This window comes from Microcoleus sp. Pol8_D6 (genome assembly GCF_036700965.1).
Classification (GTDB): Bacteria; Cyanobacteriota; Cyanobacteriia; order Cyanobacteriales; family Microcoleaceae; genus Microcoleus.
Genome location: NZ_JAUBPW010000025.1, coordinates 21,952 through 37,749, shown reverse-complemented (window position 1 = coordinate 37,749; position 15,798 = coordinate 21,952). Strand labels below are relative to the sequence as shown.

At 48.2% G+C, this 15,798-nt stretch carries 11 protein-coding genes; 5 read left to right on the top strand and 6 right to left on the bottom strand.

Annotated elements, in window-relative coordinates; translation table 11 throughout:
• Positions 1–11 precede the first annotated feature (11 nt).
• The 4 genes from cysT (at position 12) to QUA10_RS12420 (ending at position 8,291) form a co-directional block, all read left to right on the top strand.
• Positions 12–872, top strand: coding sequence for a sulfate ABC transporter permease subunit CysT (cysT, locus tag QUA10_RS12435; RefSeq protein ID WP_333082989.1), 861 nt, complete (start codon positions 12–14; stop codon positions 870–872).
• The gene (cysW, locus tag QUA10_RS12430) at positions 862–1,740 is read left to right on the top strand and encodes a sulfate ABC transporter permease subunit CysW (protein WP_333082990.1); all 879 of its coding nucleotides are present in this window, start codon (positions 862–864) and stop codon (positions 1,738–1,740) included. The genes cysT and cysW overlap by 11 nt, the downstream gene beginning before the upstream one ends.
• A gap of 155 nt (positions 1,741–1,895) precedes the next feature.
• The gene (locus QUA10_RS12425) at positions 1,896–2,255 is read left to right on the top strand and encodes an NIL domain-containing protein (RefSeq protein ID WP_333082992.1); all 360 of its coding nucleotides are present in this window, start codon (positions 1,896–1,898) and stop codon (positions 2,253–2,255) included.
• Between the two features lie 678 nt (positions 2,256–2,933).
• The gene (locus QUA10_RS12420; RefSeq protein WP_333082994.1) at positions 2,934–8,291 is read left to right on the top strand and encodes a DUF4347 domain-containing protein; all 5,358 of its coding nucleotides are present in this window, start codon (positions 2,934–2,936) and stop codon (positions 8,289–8,291) included.
• 145 nt (positions 8,292–8,436) lie between these two features.
• Here QUA10_RS12420 and QUA10_RS12415 read toward each other — a convergent pair whose 3' ends face one another.
• The gene (locus QUA10_RS12415; protein ID WP_333082996.1) at positions 8,437–8,817 is read right to left on the bottom strand and encodes a c-type cytochrome; all 381 of its coding nucleotides are present in this window, start codon (positions 8,815–8,817) and stop codon (positions 8,437–8,439) included.
• A gap of 180 nt (positions 8,818–8,997) precedes the next feature.
• Here QUA10_RS12415 and petG point away from each other — a divergent pair, with 180 nt between their 5' ends.
• Entirely contained in the window at positions 8,998–9,117 is a 120-nt protein-coding gene (petG, locus tag QUA10_RS12410; protein WP_006632329.1) for a cytochrome b6-f complex subunit V, read from the top strand.
• 217 nt (positions 9,118–9,334) lie between these two features.
• On the opposite strand, the gene QUA10_RS12405 is transcribed toward petG, so the two are convergent.
• From QUA10_RS12405 to QUA10_RS12385, 5 genes are all read right to left on the bottom strand, one after another.
• Complete coding sequence (locus QUA10_RS12405; protein WP_333082997.1) at positions 9,335–10,417, bottom strand: glycosyltransferase family 1 protein; 1,083 nt, start codon at positions 10,415–10,417, stop codon at positions 9,335–9,337.
• A 98-nt stretch (positions 10,418–10,515) separates the two neighbouring features.
• The gene (locus QUA10_RS12400) at positions 10,516–11,586 is read right to left on the bottom strand and encodes a glycosyltransferase family 1 protein (RefSeq protein WP_333082998.1); all 1,071 of its coding nucleotides are present in this window, start codon (positions 11,584–11,586) and stop codon (positions 10,516–10,518) included.
• 14 nt (positions 11,587–11,600) lie between these two features.
• Positions 11,601–13,730 (bottom strand): glycosyltransferase, encoded by a 2,130-nt coding sequence (locus QUA10_RS12395; protein ID WP_333082999.1) that lies wholly within the window; start codon positions 13,728–13,730, stop codon positions 11,601–11,603.
• 10 nt (positions 13,731–13,740) lie between these two features.
• A complete protein-coding gene (locus QUA10_RS12390; RefSeq protein WP_333083000.1) occupies positions 13,741–14,274 on the bottom strand; it encodes a hypothetical protein in 534 nt (177 codons plus the stop codon).
• Positions 14,275–14,619: 345 nt separating this feature from the next.
• Positions 14,620–15,690: a glucose-1-phosphate thymidylyltransferase gene (locus QUA10_RS12385; RefSeq protein ID WP_333083001.1), complete on the bottom strand. Its 1,071-nt coding sequence runs from the start codon at positions 15,688–15,690 to the stop codon at positions 14,620–14,622.
• Positions 15,691–15,798: the final 108 nt, after the last annotated feature.

Sequence of the window (15,798 nt, the reverse complement as noted above, 5' to 3'; positions counted from 1 at the left end):
ACTATTGACTTATGGCTGAATCATCTGCAATCAGTAACCCTCAATCTCCGATCGAAAATATCAAAAGGGCGATCGGCAAAATCACATTACCTTGGGGAATCACCCTAGGCTACCTCAGCTTAATGCTATTGCTCCCAGTTGCAGCAATGCTGCTGAAAGCCAGCACAGCAAACCCCGCCGAATTTTGGGCAATTGCCACCAGTCCGATCGCCCTTTCCGCCTACGATGTCACCTTCTTTACGGCATTAATTGCGGCATTAATTAACGGAGTATTCGGCACATTAATTGCCTGGGTTTTAGTCCGCTACGACTTTCCCTTAAAACGGATTGTCGATGCAATCGTCGATTTGCCTTTTGCACTGCCCACCTCCGTCGCAGGTTTAACCCTCGCCACAGTTTACAGCGATAACGGCTGGATTGGTTCGCTTTTTGTACCTTTGGGAATCAAGATATCGTTTACTCGATTGGGCGTAGGTATAGCGATGATATTTATTTCCTTGCCATTTATCGTTAGAACGGTACAGCCAGTTTTAAACGAAATGGAAAAAGATATCGAAGAAGCAGCTTGGTGCTTAGGGGCTTCTCAATTTGAAACCTTCTGGCGAGTAGTTTTGCCGCCACTATTTCCGTCTATTTTAACCGGAGTAGCACTCGGATTTTCGCGAGCGGTTGGCGAGTACGGATCTACTGTAATTGTAGCTTCTAACATACCGTTCAAAGATTTAATCGCGCCAGTTTTAATTTTCCAAAGGTTGGAACAGTACGACTATGCAGGAGCAACAGTTATTGGCACTTTCATGTTAGCTATTTCCCTGGCAATGCTGTTCGCCATAAATCTATTACAAGCATGGAGAAGACGCTATGACGGCTAATATCAATTCACCCGCTGGTTACAAATTTCCGCCCAGTGGTTCTAGCCGGAGTCAGGAAAAAGCTTGGGTAAAACCAACTTTGATCGGAATTGCGATCGGCTATCTCGCTCTGGTCTTATTTATCCCCACTCTCAACGTTTTTTATCAAGCTTTCAGAAAGGGATTTGAGCCATTTTTGTCTAACTTAACTTCGCCGGATTTTCTGCACGCAGCGCAACTTACCCTGGTAATTTCTCTGATAGTTGTGCCTATAAATACAGTATTCGGTTTGTGTGCAGCCTGGGTAATTGGTCGCAATAAATTTCGGGGCCGCACGCTATTAATCAGCCTTTTAGACGTGCCTTTTGCCATCTCTCCCGTAGTTGCAGGTTTAATGATTGTACTGCTTTACGGTCGGGTGGGATGGTTCGGGCCGTGGCTGGAGGCGGCCAATATCAGGGTTATTTTTGCCTTCCCGGGAATGGTGCTAGCTACTGCCTTTGTTACCTTGCCTTTTGTGGCGCGCGAAGTGATTCCTGTTTTGGAAGAAGTGGGAACTGATCAAGAAGAGGCGGCGAAAACTTTGGGAGCAAATGACTGGCAAATTTTCTGGAATGTCACGCTTCCGAGTATTCGCTGGGGATTGCTTTACGGAGTAATTTTGACCAATGCTAGAGCAATGGGAGAATTTGGAGCCGTCTCTGTGGTGTCGGGAAATATTGCTAAAAAAACGCAAACTTTACCTTTGTTTGTAGAGGATGCTTACAAGCAGTATGCGACGCAAGCCGCATTTTCGGCGGCGGTAGTTCTAGGTCTTTTAGCAGTTGTTACCCTCGTGCTTAAGGAGATTTTAGAACGAAAAACTAGGATCAAAGAAGTTGAAGAATAATCACCATTCATGAGGTTGTAGGGGGCGAACTTTTTAGTCATTAGTATGGTGTAGCGCTATCGAAAAGCTGGTTGGAATCCGGAAAATCTCACACCGACCCACCCTACAAGATATTGGTGCAAAATGTAAACTGAAACAAACATTAGGAGTCCCCAATGTTAGATAACAACACTAGCGAATCTCTATTTGAGGCGATCGGCAATTTTGACAAAACCCAAGAATCAGATATTCTCCAATCTGATAGTCGTGACAACAGACCAACTCAAACGCGCATTCGCATTCGTATTCCTAAAGAATATCATCAGGAACCTGTCATTTCTCACCTGATTTCTGAATACGGTTTGACGGTGAATTTTAATGCTGCTTTGTTGGGTGTTAAAACTTTAGATGACGGTTGGTTTGACTTGGAACTTAACGGTACAAGTAAACAGATTGAAACGGCTCTGATTTATCTCAATGATTTAGATGTGGAAATCTGGAGCAATTCCAATCATCCCGATGAAGAAACTTGGTAATTAGTGAGTCTTTGACGCACAAACCTGGAAGAGGAGTTAATATTCTGGACTGCCACGCCTAATTTTCTTTCTTCGAGCCGGTTTATTGAGTCTAATAGGCTCCAGGAATGTTAGTCATGAGTCAGCCTATCTATTCCTGTAAAATTACAGTTATCACGCTTCTAGTGAGGAATGCAAGTGGTCATAAAACTCAGAGGACTTGTATTCCTTACTGCCAAGCAATTTGATTGCGGTTGTTCGTTAGCGAAGCCCTCGAAGAGGATCGCACATACAGATAATTCAGCAGCCAACAAGTACCAAATAACACCAGCTTACAGCTAATAACCGTGATTGATGACTTTTGATTAACCAATATCGATCATCATCAGTTCACTATTCGATTGACAATTTTTATAAAATCTGCTGTTTTCTCCATATCTGGTATATCCATAAACAGCGCGCAAGTCTTTTCCAACATTTTGTAACAGCCGGAACAATATCCCCCTTTAACACTTCTAAGCAATCAAACTAACTCAGCTAGGGCAGGGGAGCATAAAAAAAGGTTTTTGTCAATATTCAATTTAGGTGAAAGTTAGGGGCGATCGACTCTCATCCGCACTCACCGGAGAAAGCTCGATCGCTGCTGCGGTTGGTTTGTGATATGAATTTGATGTGTGCGTGTACCAGGAGAATTTGAACGTGGAACTCTATAAAGAACGGAAACACCAGATTGTTTTTGCAGACTCTCAAGTTAAAGATTGCGAAAGTTTAACAGAAACGGTCAATCCCGATACAGAAATTGTTATTCTGAAAGGCGATCGCGACGGCATCGAGCAAATCGCCGAAACACTTAAACAGCGGCAAAACATTGCAGCCGTCCACATTTTGTCTCACGGCGCAGCAGCCAGCTTGCAACTGGGAGCAACAGAACTTAATCTCAGCAACATTGAAGCCTACCGCAATTATTTAGAAACATGGTTTACTTTGCCAACAACTGAGGCAAACTCTAACTCTCCAATTACAGCTAAACCAGAAATTCTGCTTTACGGTTGCAACGTCGCCGCCACAGAAGCAGGTGTTGCTTTTGTGGAAAGGCTGAGCCAGCTCACGGGAGCCAATATTGCAGCTTCCGATAACTTGACCGGCAGTGCGGCATTGGGTGGAGACTGGGTGCTGGAAGTGACTACGGGAAACATTGAAACACCTTTGGCATTTTCTGCGGAGGCGAGGGAAGCTTACAGTGCAGTTTTAGTCGCCACATTTGGAGAACTGCGAGATGCGATAACTCTGGCTAACGCTTTGCCCAATGCAGACACGATCACCATCACCGGCAACATCACCTTCGGGGTGGGACAGGTTCTGCCCAGAATTTCCACCCCCATCACCTTTACCGGCGGCGGTTTCACCCTAGATCTGGGCAATAACCGGGGCTTCTTCATCGACAGCGCGACTACCCCAGTCACATTTTCCAACTTGACATTGACCGGTGGTCGAGCGCAAGGCGGTCCCGGTACGGGGGGCGGTGGCGGTGCAGCAGGCATGGGCGGCGCACTATTTATCAACAGCGGCAATGTCACAGTTAATAGCGTTACCTTCAATGGCAACAGCGCTACGGGCGGCAATGGCAGCGCCCCCGTCGCGAACGCCGCCGGAGGCCCTGGCGGCAACACCGATTTTGCAGGCCTGTTTCCCTTCGTTTCCGCAGGCGGCCCCGGTCAAGCTGGCCTTCCCGGCTTGGTAAATAACGGCGCGGCAGGTGGGCCAGGCGGCCCTGGCGGCAGTGGTGGCGCTGGCAGTGGCGGATTGCCAGGAACCGGTCTCAACGGCGGAATTGGTGGCGCGGGAGGGGTTGGTGGCAGCGGTACACCGGGCGGTACTAATGGCGGAGTTGGAGGCATCGGCGGCATCGGTGGCACTGGAGGCTTGGGTGGCGGTGGCGGTGGCGGTGGCGCTGGCGGCATCGGCGGTCAGGCAGGTACGGGCACTGCAGGCGCTGGGGGCGTTGGTGGCACTGGCGGCGCTGCCGGATTCGGTGGCGGTGGCGGCGCTGGCGGCGCTGGCGGTACCGGCACTCCCCCAGGTGCGATCGGCAACGGTGGTGTCGGCGGCTTCGGTGGCGGAGGTGGCAGCGGTACAGCAGGCGGAGCCAGCACGACTCTCGGAGCTTTTACCCCGGGCGGCGCCGGCAGTCCAACCGGTGGCGGCGGTGGTGCTGGTTTGGGAGGCGCAATTTTTGTTAATGCTGGCAGTTTGACCCTGAACAACAGCACTTTGTTCAACAACACAGCAACCGGAGGCGCGGGGGCGACACCGGGCCAGGGCGCGGGGGCCGCGATTTTTGTCAACAGCGGCGCTACTGCAACTCTGACTAACAACACCATCACTGCTAACACTGCGACTGCTACTGCTCCTGCTGTTGCTGTCGGCGGGGGCATTGCTACTAACGGCGGTACTGTCAATGTCCTAAATTCGATCGTCGCCGGGAATTTCGGCGGCGCGAATCCTGACGTGTTCGGGACCTCTTTCGCCGCCACCAGTATCAACAATTTGATCGGGAATGTTACTGGGAGCAATTTACCTGTAGCCCAGCAACTGACAGTTCCTCTAGCAAATGTCATCGTCCCTACCGCAGCATTGAACCAGGCTACAGGCGTTCCCCTGACTTATGCTTTGGCTGACAGCACTGCGACTCCTAATCCGGCGATCGATGGCGGCGACGCGGCTGCGGCTGCGGCTGCCGGGGCAACTGATCAGCGGGGTGCTGGCTTTCCTCGGACGATCGGCACTGCTGTTGATATCGGCGCCTACGAGTACGGCCCGATCGTCACAGGCGTTAAATTCAACGACTTTAACGGGGATAGCCTCCAAGGTGCCGCGGCGACTGAACCAGGTCTTCCGGGCTGGGTGATTTCTGTAGGCACGAAGAGCGCTACTACCGCAGCCGACGGCACTTACATCATCCGCGACGTAAAAACAGATACTCCGATTACAGAAGCGCCACCCGCTGGAACCCCTGCGAATGCTTGGGTGCAGACCCTCGGCCCGACTCCGGCAAATACGGGTATTGTTAATGTCACGGGTGCCAACTTCGGTAATTTCCAGAAAACATCGATCGCAGGCAAAACCTACACCGATCTCGCCGGCAACGGCTTCACGCCCGATGACACCGTATTAAACGGCATCACCGTTAACTTATACAAAGACACCAACAACAACAACACGCTAGAAGTCGGCACAGATACTGTTGTCGGCACTGCACAAACCACTGCAGGAGCAGGAGATTACACATTCTCGGAGATAGGCCCCGGCAATTACCTGATACAAGCCACTGCCCCAGCCAACTCCAGCATCTCTTTCCCCGCTGCCGCAATTCTAGTTAGTGCCCAAAGCGGTACTCCCGTCACCGGTCAAAACTTCGGCGTTTTCCAAAACATCACCGTTAGTGGCACCAAATTCACCGACATCACAGGCAACGGCTTCTCTGCTGACGACACCCCCCTCAACGGCACTACCGTTCGCTTGTTCAAGGATACTAACGATAACAGCACTTTAGATAGCGGTGATGCGGAAATTGCCTCTCAAGTTACCGGAACAGCGCCAGCAGCTCCTGGCACTTATAGCTTTCCCAACGTCGGCTCCGGTCGGCACTTTGTGAGAGAAGACGTGCCGACTGGTTTCTCACAAACCGCAGGCCCGACTTTTTATCCAATTAACCCGGTCAGCGGCACAAACATTACGGCTCAAGACTTCGGCAACTTCCAGTTGGGCAAAATCAGCGGGATTAAATTTAACGATCTCAACAAAAATGGCATCCAAGATGGGCCAGAAGAACCACCGCTAGGAGGCTGGACAATCTACCTGGATGCCAACAACAACGGTGTCCAAGACGCAGTAGCCGCCGAAACAGGCACTAACGCCGCCGTCACCGATGTCGCCGGTAACTACCAGTTCACAAACCTGCCAGCCGGCACTTATACACTGCGGGAAGTGCCACAAACAGGCTGGACGCAAACTGTGCCCGCCGTCAATGCAGCCACGCCTACTCTTTCCGGCGCGTTTACGATCGCCGTCACTAGCGGTACCGACTCCCAAAATAACAACTTCGGCAACTTCAAGCCCAATAGCATCAGCGGTCTGAAGTTCAATGACCTCAACAACAACCGGGTACAAGATACCGGGGAAGTAGGGCTTGCCAACTGGCAATTCTTCCTCGATACCAACGATAACGGCACTCTCGACACCGGGGAACCGAACACCCTTACCGATGCAGCAGGCACCTACAAATTCCTCGATTTGTCAGCCGGAACCTACAAGGTGCGGGAAGTCTTGCAGCCTACTTGGACGCAAACTACCCCCGACCCGGATGACATCACTGTCACCAGCGGTCAAGACATCGCTAATATCAACTTCGGCAACTTCCAGTCGAGCACTATTAGCGGTCAAAAATTCAATGACCTCAACAACAACGGCCTTAAGGATGCCGGAGAATTGGGGCTAGGTAACTGGCAAATATTCCTCGACAGTATCAATCCCGATGGCATCTTTCAGCAGGGCGAACCCACTACCATCACTGATGCAGCGGGCAACTACACTCTCCGAGATATACCCGCAGGTACTTACCAGGTAAGGGAAGTCCAGCAAAATGGCTGGACGCAGACGACCCCCAACCCCGCCCCCGTTACGGTTAATCCCTCTGATAACATCACAGGCATTGACTTCGGCAACTTCCTGCCACAACCCGGGGCGATCCGAGGTCTGAAGTTCCAAGACACCAACAACAATGGCACTCAGGATGCTGGAGAACCGGGTTTACCCAATTTCCAAATTCAGTTAACCAATGTCGTAGCTGGAACTGCTCCTGCTCCTGTTACTACTACCACAGACAACAGCGGGAACTACCTGTTCGCAAACCTAACGCCGGGAACCTACCGTGTTCGGGAAGTCAACCAAACTGGGTTCACCCAAAGCACACCCGAACCCGCCGACATCACTCTAACTTCGGGCGCTATTGTCAGCGGCATCAACTTCGGCAACTTCCCAGCGCCGACGCCGACGCCGACACCTGAACCGACGCCGACTCCGACGCCACCACTGCCACCTGTACCGACGCCGACGCCTGGACCTACACCGACGCCGACGCCTGCACCTGCACCGACGCCGACACCTGCACCTGTAACGACGCCGACACCTGCACCTGTAACGACGCCGACGCCTGCACCTGTAACGACGCCGACGCCTGCACCTGTAACGACGCCGACACCTGCACCTGTACCGACAGATTTGGTTTGCCCTGAGAACTTCCCCAGGATCGCTACTCCCAATCAGCCCGGCACTCCTTCACCGGCTGTGAGCAACGGCCCTAACGGTGACGATACGATCGTGGGTAGTGTCGGCAGTGACTCTATCTTCGGGTTGGGTGGCAACGATTTGATCTTTGGTCGAGGGGGCGGTGACTATATCAATGGCAATATAGCCAACGATACTATCTACGGAGGCATCGATAACGATACTCTCTTTGGTGGCAAAGGGTTTGACCTGATTTTTGGCGATCGCGGTAACGATACGATTTATGGCAATCGTGGCAACGACTCTCTTTCTGGCGACGAAGGCAATGACATATTGTACGGGGGCAAAGCCGATGACGTAATTTTGGGAGGCGCGGGCGACGACGTGCTATTTGGCGATCAAGCCAATGACACTCTCTGCGGCGGCGAGGGTAACAATACCTTAATTGGCGGCAGCGGCGATGATTTGCTCTTTGCTGACACCGGCGATGACTTGCTCTTTGGCGGCATTGGCAGCGATACCCTCGTCGGCGGCAGTGGCAGCAATGGCTTTGTCTTGTCAGCGGGCGGAGGAATTGACACGATTTTCAACTTCACCGCAGGAGTTGATTCGATCGGGTTGGTGGGAGGCTTGGACTTCAATCAACTGTCATTGACCGAAACTAATGGCTCGACGGCGATCGGAATCGCCAACAGTGACCGGATTTTAGCTATACTTACGGGCGTACAGCCGAGCCAGTTATCGGCTCAGAGTTTTAGCTTGCTGGTTTAGTCTGCATATCAAACTCGGCAGTTAAAACCGAGCATACACTTGCCTGCTGTCCCTGCAGAGAGGGACTAGCGGGAAACAGAACCTCTAAGCATGGGTTTCGAGGCTCTGCCAAAGAAGGGGAACGAATTCCGTTCCCCTTCTTTGGTCAAATTTGTTCGAGATACTTGAGCAAGTCGGCCATTTCTTGCGGACTCGGTTGAAACTGCGGCATTGGTGGGGTTTGCCCGCTGGTGACTTGCCGGATCAGATCGAATTCGGATTTGCGCTCGGACACTCCGTGCAAGTTGGGCCCGACTTGACTGTCTGAAACGGAGATGTGACACCCCGCACAGTTCATTTGAAAGATGGCGGAACCCTGAAACGGGTTGCCCGTGAGGGATAGTACGCTTTTGACGTAAGGATCGGCGACTTGAAACTGACGAATTGCGAGCGTCGCCAAGATGATGGCAAGCAACACCGCTAGCCCAAATATGGCAAGTCGCTCGATCGGGTTTTTAATTTCATTCCGGGCAAGTTGGTTATTCAAAGGAGTTCAATTAAAAATAGTATCTACAAGAAAATTTATTTCTCATAACATAGCTTAATCGTTCGCAGCGGGGAGAGCAAGGTCTGATACTCCCGGAAGGGCGTTTTTTGGCAAATTCATCTGTGTAAGTGCTGGTAATATTAAAAATAGGTTGTTAAATCTTAACGTTAAGGAGATCTCATGGTAGAACCGCTGCTTTCAGGTATTGTTCTGGGTCTAATCTTTGTTACTCTGGCGGGGCTGTTTTTTGCTGCTTATCAGCAGTACAAGCGCGGCGATCAGTTGGGTATCAATAAGTAAAAGGGTCTACAGTCCCTCACTCAGGCTGTCAGGGGAATTGGGAATTGGGAATTGGGCATGGGGCATGGGGCATTAGTTATTAAATCGGCCTACTGACTTCTTCTCTCTTCCTTTTTCCCTCTTCCTTCTTCCATCCGTTACATCCGTTGCGGAACTTCCCTCTTCCTTCTTCTCGACATCCGTTACATCCGTTACATCCGTTGCCGAACTTCCTTCGTTAAAGATATCGATCGAGAATAGCAGCAGTTTCCAGGCCTGTTTTTTCCCAGCTAAATAGTTTTGCTCTGGCTAAACCGATCTCCCGCAAGTGCGATCGAACTTTGGCATCGACTGCAAGCTCTTGCATAGCAGAGGCAATTTCCTCGACGTTGTAGGGGTTGACTAACCATGCGCCGTCCCCCGCAACTTCCGGCATTGAAGACAGGTTAGAGGTGATGACAGGAGTGCCACAGGCCATTGCTTCCAGCACGGGGAGACCGAATCCTTCCCAAAGACTGGGGAAAACCAGGGCGATCGCTTGGTTGATGACTTTGGGCAAGTCGGCTGCGGGGAGGTAATCGAGGAATTTTACTCGATCGACCAATCCCAATTCTTGAACCTGCGCTTTCAGCAGCGGCGTATAGCGCTTATCTTCCGAACCTGCTATCCACAATTCGTACTCGGAATTATCAGGGACAGCCGCAAAAGCGGCTACAACTCGCTGCACGTTTTTATAAGGATTGTGGCGGCCGATATAAAGAAAATAATTGCTTGTTGGCAAGTCTAAAAAACGGAAAAAACTGGTATCGTATCCGGGGAAAATTGGCGTAATTAAATTAGTAGGAATATGGCAAAAATTATTGATATCTTTAGCAGTTGCTTCCGAGTCGCAAATGACGTGTTCAGCCTGCCGCAGGACTTGGGGAATGTAATAGCGGTGGTAAGGTGTCAGAGGATCGAAGCGGCGGGGAAATCGCAGCGCTATCAAGTCATGTACTGTAATTATATAGCGGCAACCTGTAAATAGAGGAGCTTCGGGAATTGGGGAAAATAACAGGTTAGATTTTAGCTGTTTGTAAATTTTGGGGAGTTGGGTTTGTGTCCACAGCAATCGGTTGATGTGTCCTTTGGTTCCTTGTTCTGGTGTGAGGTTGGGGGGGATTTGGTAGCAGTTGTTATTGGGGAAATTTTCGGCTGTTAGTAATGTTGGATTGAGGAATTTTAGGTGGGGAAATAGGTTTTTGGCGTAGATGGCTAAGCCGGTGGGTTTGGAAATTAGGAAGGAGAGGTTAATTAGTAAGTTAGATTGGGGATTGGGCATGGGATAATATGTAGATTGCGGTTTTTGGGTGGCATTTTTTTTATTTAACCGCAGAGGGTGCAGAGGACGCAGAGAGGAGAAAGGAAGAGAGGGAAGATTTAAAGATATTGCTGTAAGATGTTGGCGGTTGCTGTTCCGGTTTTGTGCCAACTAAATTGAGATGATCTGGCTAAACTAGCAGTTTTTAAGTTCGATCTCACTTTTGAATCTGTGGCTAGTGTTTGCATGGCTTCGGCTATTTCTCCGACGCTGTAAGGGTTGACTAATAATGCGGCATCTCCGGTGACTTCTGGTATTGATGACAGGTTGGATGTGATGACGGGTGTGCCACAAGCCATTGCTTCTAAAATTGGTAAGCCGAATCCTTCCCAAAGTGTAGGGAAAACTAGGGCGATCGCCTGATTCATCAGTATGGGCAATTCAGAATAGGGAACGTAACCGAGAAACTTTACCAAAGATTGTAAACCTAATTTTTCAACTTGTGCTGTCAACTGCGGTGTGTAGGCATTGGGAGGCCCTGCTAGCCACAATTCGTAATTTGTGCGATCGGGCAAACTCGCAAATGCACCGATTAATCTTTCCAAGTTTTTGTAAGGATCGTGTCTGCCGGTATAAAGAAAATAATTTTTGGCTGGCAAGTCGAGATATCTAAAATTGATATTATCGCAAGCTAGGGGAATTGCGGTCATCTTTTTAAGAGGAATTTGGAAAAAGTTAGCAACATCTGCCGCCGTTGCTTGAGAATCGCAAATAATGTGTTCTGCTTGCCGCAAAACCTGCGGTATGTAGTAGCGAAAATAAGCTGTTAATCGAGAAAACCGTCGGGGAAATCGCAAAGGAATTAAATCGTGAACTGTGACAATGTAGCGACAGCCGGAATACAAAGGTGCTTCGGGAATAGGGGAAAATATCAGGCTTGACTGCAATTTTTTGTATATTTTAGGTAACTCAAACTGAGTCCACAGTAGCCTGTTAATTTGTCCTTTCGGGCCGCGATTCGGTGTCAGAGTTTCGGGAATTTGGTAGCAAGTATAATGGTTAATTTGCTGGGAAGTCAGTAATGTTGGTTTTAGCTTTTGCAGTTGCGGGAAAAGATTAGCTGCATAAGTTCCGATTCCCGTTGGTTCAGCACTTAAGAAGGATAAATTGATTAAAAGTGGGTTAGACACGCTTGAATTAGCCTTTAAGTTCGATCGAGCATTTGAGCTATATCGGCAGGATTTGGCAGCCGAATTGTAGCATACTCTTGGTGAATAATATCAAAAAAACTATTGACTTTTTTCTCAAAATATGCAAGTTTAAAGTTCTGACTGCGTTGCTGTGCACCAGCTTGAAGTTCTGCTAGCAAATCAGGATTAACAATTAGTTGATGTGAATGCTGGCACAGTTCCTCAACGGTATTGAACACAAAGCCCGATCGCCCATGTTCGACAATTTCCGGTTGGCCGCCACCGTTGAAAACAATCGGAGCACAATAGTTGTGCATTGCTTCCACCGTCGCCATCCCGAAATGCTCAAATCTTTGAGGATTGACTTCACCCAAACCGCAGCCGTGCCAAAATATACTTGCTCTAGCATAAAGTGATTTTACCTCATCAAAGTCAACATTGACTTTGATATCTATCCCCCTTGAATCTTGCTTCAATAAATTCTGAACCGTCTTTAAATAAGGATTTTTCGGAATGCTGCTGCCAACTAAGATTAGTCGCCATCCTTCAAGTTGTTTGGGATAATCGGCTAGCAAACAGCGGAAAGCTTTAATTAGTTCAATTTGCTTTTTTGTTCCCCCAGCTTCAAACTGTCCCACAGCCAAAATTATGTTTTCTTTCGGCACTTTAACTGTTGCCATTTCCACGGGCGGATAAAGCAGAAAAGTTGGCTGTAGGTTCCAGCGTTTCTCCAACCACTTGACGGTAAATTGACTGTTGGCAATAATGAAAGTGTAATCATCGACAGCAAAGTGACGGTTGCGGAAGGTATTGGGAAAGTGGCAGAAAAATACTGAGATCGGCGACAGTGGTTTAACTTTTTCCAGTTGGTTCGCGTTGATGAAAATATCGTAGTTTTTGCTTTCTCTGGCAATTTCATCAAAGGGATTTTCCATATCTTCCACGATGATGCTGGAATCGATACACTGCATTCCGCGTTTCTCGTAAAACGCCAAGGGCATAATTTTAATTTTGCATCCTGAAAGGTTGAGTCCGTACCAGGATTCTAAGTCGGAAACAGCAACTGGTTTGTTGGCGATAAAAGTAATATCAAATTCATTTTGTAGCAGCGATGCGAGGGTAGCGACGTATTTTTGACCCCCACCAATAAAATGCAGTCCGTGATCGTAAATGGCGATCGACATTTTGCGATCGCCCCGAACCACCTGCAATCGAGACAAAATGCGATCGATCTTCATCCGACTGTAAATCACCGCCAACTTTTCCGACAACTGTGGTAATACAGTTTCAATGATTTCTGGTTTCTGATAATCTAGAAGTTTTTTAATCGCGACAAATAAACTCTCGAACAGCAAATCGTACTGCTTGTTAGTAAAAAAATCCGAAGTGTGAATTCCTTTGACTAATTGCAACGGTTCATGTTTTGCCAAATACAAAAACCGATTGCGGTTGCAGAAATACTCGGTAAGTTTGCTGCCTTTACTCGAACCTCGATACTCGTGATGGGCGATAGCTGCGGGAGTATAAAGCATTTTCCAACCGCGTTTGTGGCAGCGTTTGGCAAACTCTACATCCTCAAAATACATCACAAAATCTTCATCTATCGGCCCCACATCTTCGAGACATTTCCTGCGGAAAAGTACCGCCGCCCAACAAAGCCCTTCGACTTCCCGTTCTGTATCGTACTGTCCCGAATCTTTTTCACCAAAGCCGACATCTTGCCAATAAAAATTAGGTAATTGCTGAATACCAGCGCTGTTAATTCGCCCGTCTTTAAACAGTAATTTGCCGCTAGTCGCACCTACTTCTTTATTAGTTTCTAGCCGTTTTACAAGAATCTCTAACCAGCCACTGTTAAGGGTAGCATCGTTATTTAGAAAGCCGATATATTGCCCTTTTGCTTCACTGATGCCGAGGTTGAGGGCTTTCGCAAAGTTGTTGGCGGAGTTGACAAAAATCCGAACTTTGGGGAATAGTTCGCGCAGGGAAGTAACGGAATCGTCTTGAGAACAATTATCAATTACAATTAAATCGAGTTGCGATTCGGGATACGCAAGTTTTTGTAGAGATTTTAAGCAATCTTTCGTGTGGCGCAGACCGTTATAGTTGACTATAATTAACGAACATATGGGCAGTGTGGTCATCTTTGATGCTTTATTTTTCTCGATCGAGCAATTGAGCGGTAATCTTCTCTAAAATAGCAGTATGTTGCTGCTGCACTGCTTTAATTTGCTCTATTTCCGACTGAAAAGTTGCGATTGCTCTTTGTTGAGTCTCAAGCTGTGCTGTAACTTCGGGATATTCGCTGCTGAATTCCGATTCAATTTTTTCAAAGATAGTTTGTTGATTTTCTTGCAATTTTTGCAATTGTGTGCTTAATGTATGCACGACCCGCGTATTAGCAAAATTGTAAATTACTTGTCGTTCGAGTACCGGTCTGAGCAATTTTCGGACTATTTTCCTAACAACGATGACTGCGGAACCGAGTCGCCTTTGGTAAGAGGTAATGGGGATATTATAAATGTCGAAACCTGCCTTTAAAAGGGCGATATCTTCATCATCTTCATTTTGGGCGAGCGTACTATTTTCTGTTCCCAACAGCGACAGCTCAGCAATACCAATTCGCGGCTCCAAAGTTTGCCGCAATTTATGTATTATCTGTTGAGTTGGTATTTCTTCGTACTCCAAACTTTCCTCTCCTTGAAATAACTTACTATGACTTAGTTATGGAACAGGCATCTTCGCTGTTGCAATCATTGTAACTAATTGTGAACACGCCGCTTTGCTGTGTGAATAATTTTAATTAATTGTGGAACAGGCATCTTGCCTGTTCAAGGGCGGGCCGGATGCCCAACCCCTACTCCCCACAAGAAAATTTATCTCTTGTTAAATCAGGATTATTGCGTCCGATATGGGCAATATCTCAATTTAAGCTATAGCAATCCTAAATCATTTGTGAATTTCTTACTACCTGCCCTAACCCGCGGGGAGGGTTGGGGTGAGGTAAAAAGTTTACGACTCCTGCAAGGATTGCTATAACTCAATTTGACTGTCATCACCAATCATAAACCGCAGAGCTTTTGGACGAGCCGGTGCATTGGTGAGTTGAGCTCGCTGCCCGATCACGCTGTCAACAATTCGCTGGTGAATGCCAACTATTTTCGCCCCTTGCAATATTACACTGTGTTCGATATCAGCATCAATCATCGTCACGCGATCGGCAATACTGCTGTAAGGCCCGATAAAGCAATTTTCAATGCGACAATTTTCCCCAATTACCACTGGCCCGCGAACTGTAGAATTAATGATTTCCGTTCCTTCTCCTATTTGGACTCGCCCGATAATTTGACTTTTCGCATCTACTTTTAATTCAGTTGAAGCTACGATGCAGCTATCTAAAATGATTTGGTTTGCACTGAGCAAATCATCTTTTTTCCCCGTATCCAGCCACCAACCCTCTAAATTGCAGGCTTCTACGTGTTTTTCCTGATTGATGAGCTGTTGAATGGCATCGGTAATTTCGAGTTCGCCCCGGGGCGAAGGTTGAATTTGATCGATCGCCTCGTGGATAGTAGGAGCAAAAAAGTAAATTCCCACCAGTGCTAAATTTGACGGCGGAACTTTTGGTTTTTCTACTAACTGCAAAACTCTGCCTTTCTCATCAACTTTTGCCACACCGAAAGCAGAGGGATTGGAAACGGGACGCAGCATAATCAGAGCGTCTAGTTTCTGCTTGTTAAAAATCTCTAAAAACGGATCTAACTGATTCTGAATTAAGTTATCTCCCAAATACATAATAAACGGAGAATCGCCCAAAAACGGTCTGGCAACTTTTACCGCGTGAGCGAGCCCTGCCGGCTCTGCTTGCAAGATATAAGTAATTTTCGCGCCGAAGCGAGATCCATCACCTGTTTTCGTCTTCACCTCTTCCCCGGTTTCGGGACTAATAATAATCCCAATATCAGTAATCCCAGCCGCCACAATTCCTTCAATGCCGTACCACAGTATCGGCTTATTTGCTACAGGAACCAACTGCTTAGCACCCGTATAGGTGAGGGGACGCAAGCGTGTTCCTTTACCGCCAGAGAGGATGAGTGCTTTCATTGGGTGAACTCTGAGTTATCCTTTAGGGTTTGCGGTGCTGGCAAATATTGCCTGCACTTGTTAGCTCTCGTTGATTTTAAACCACCGCTACCCCGCTGGCAATAGTTG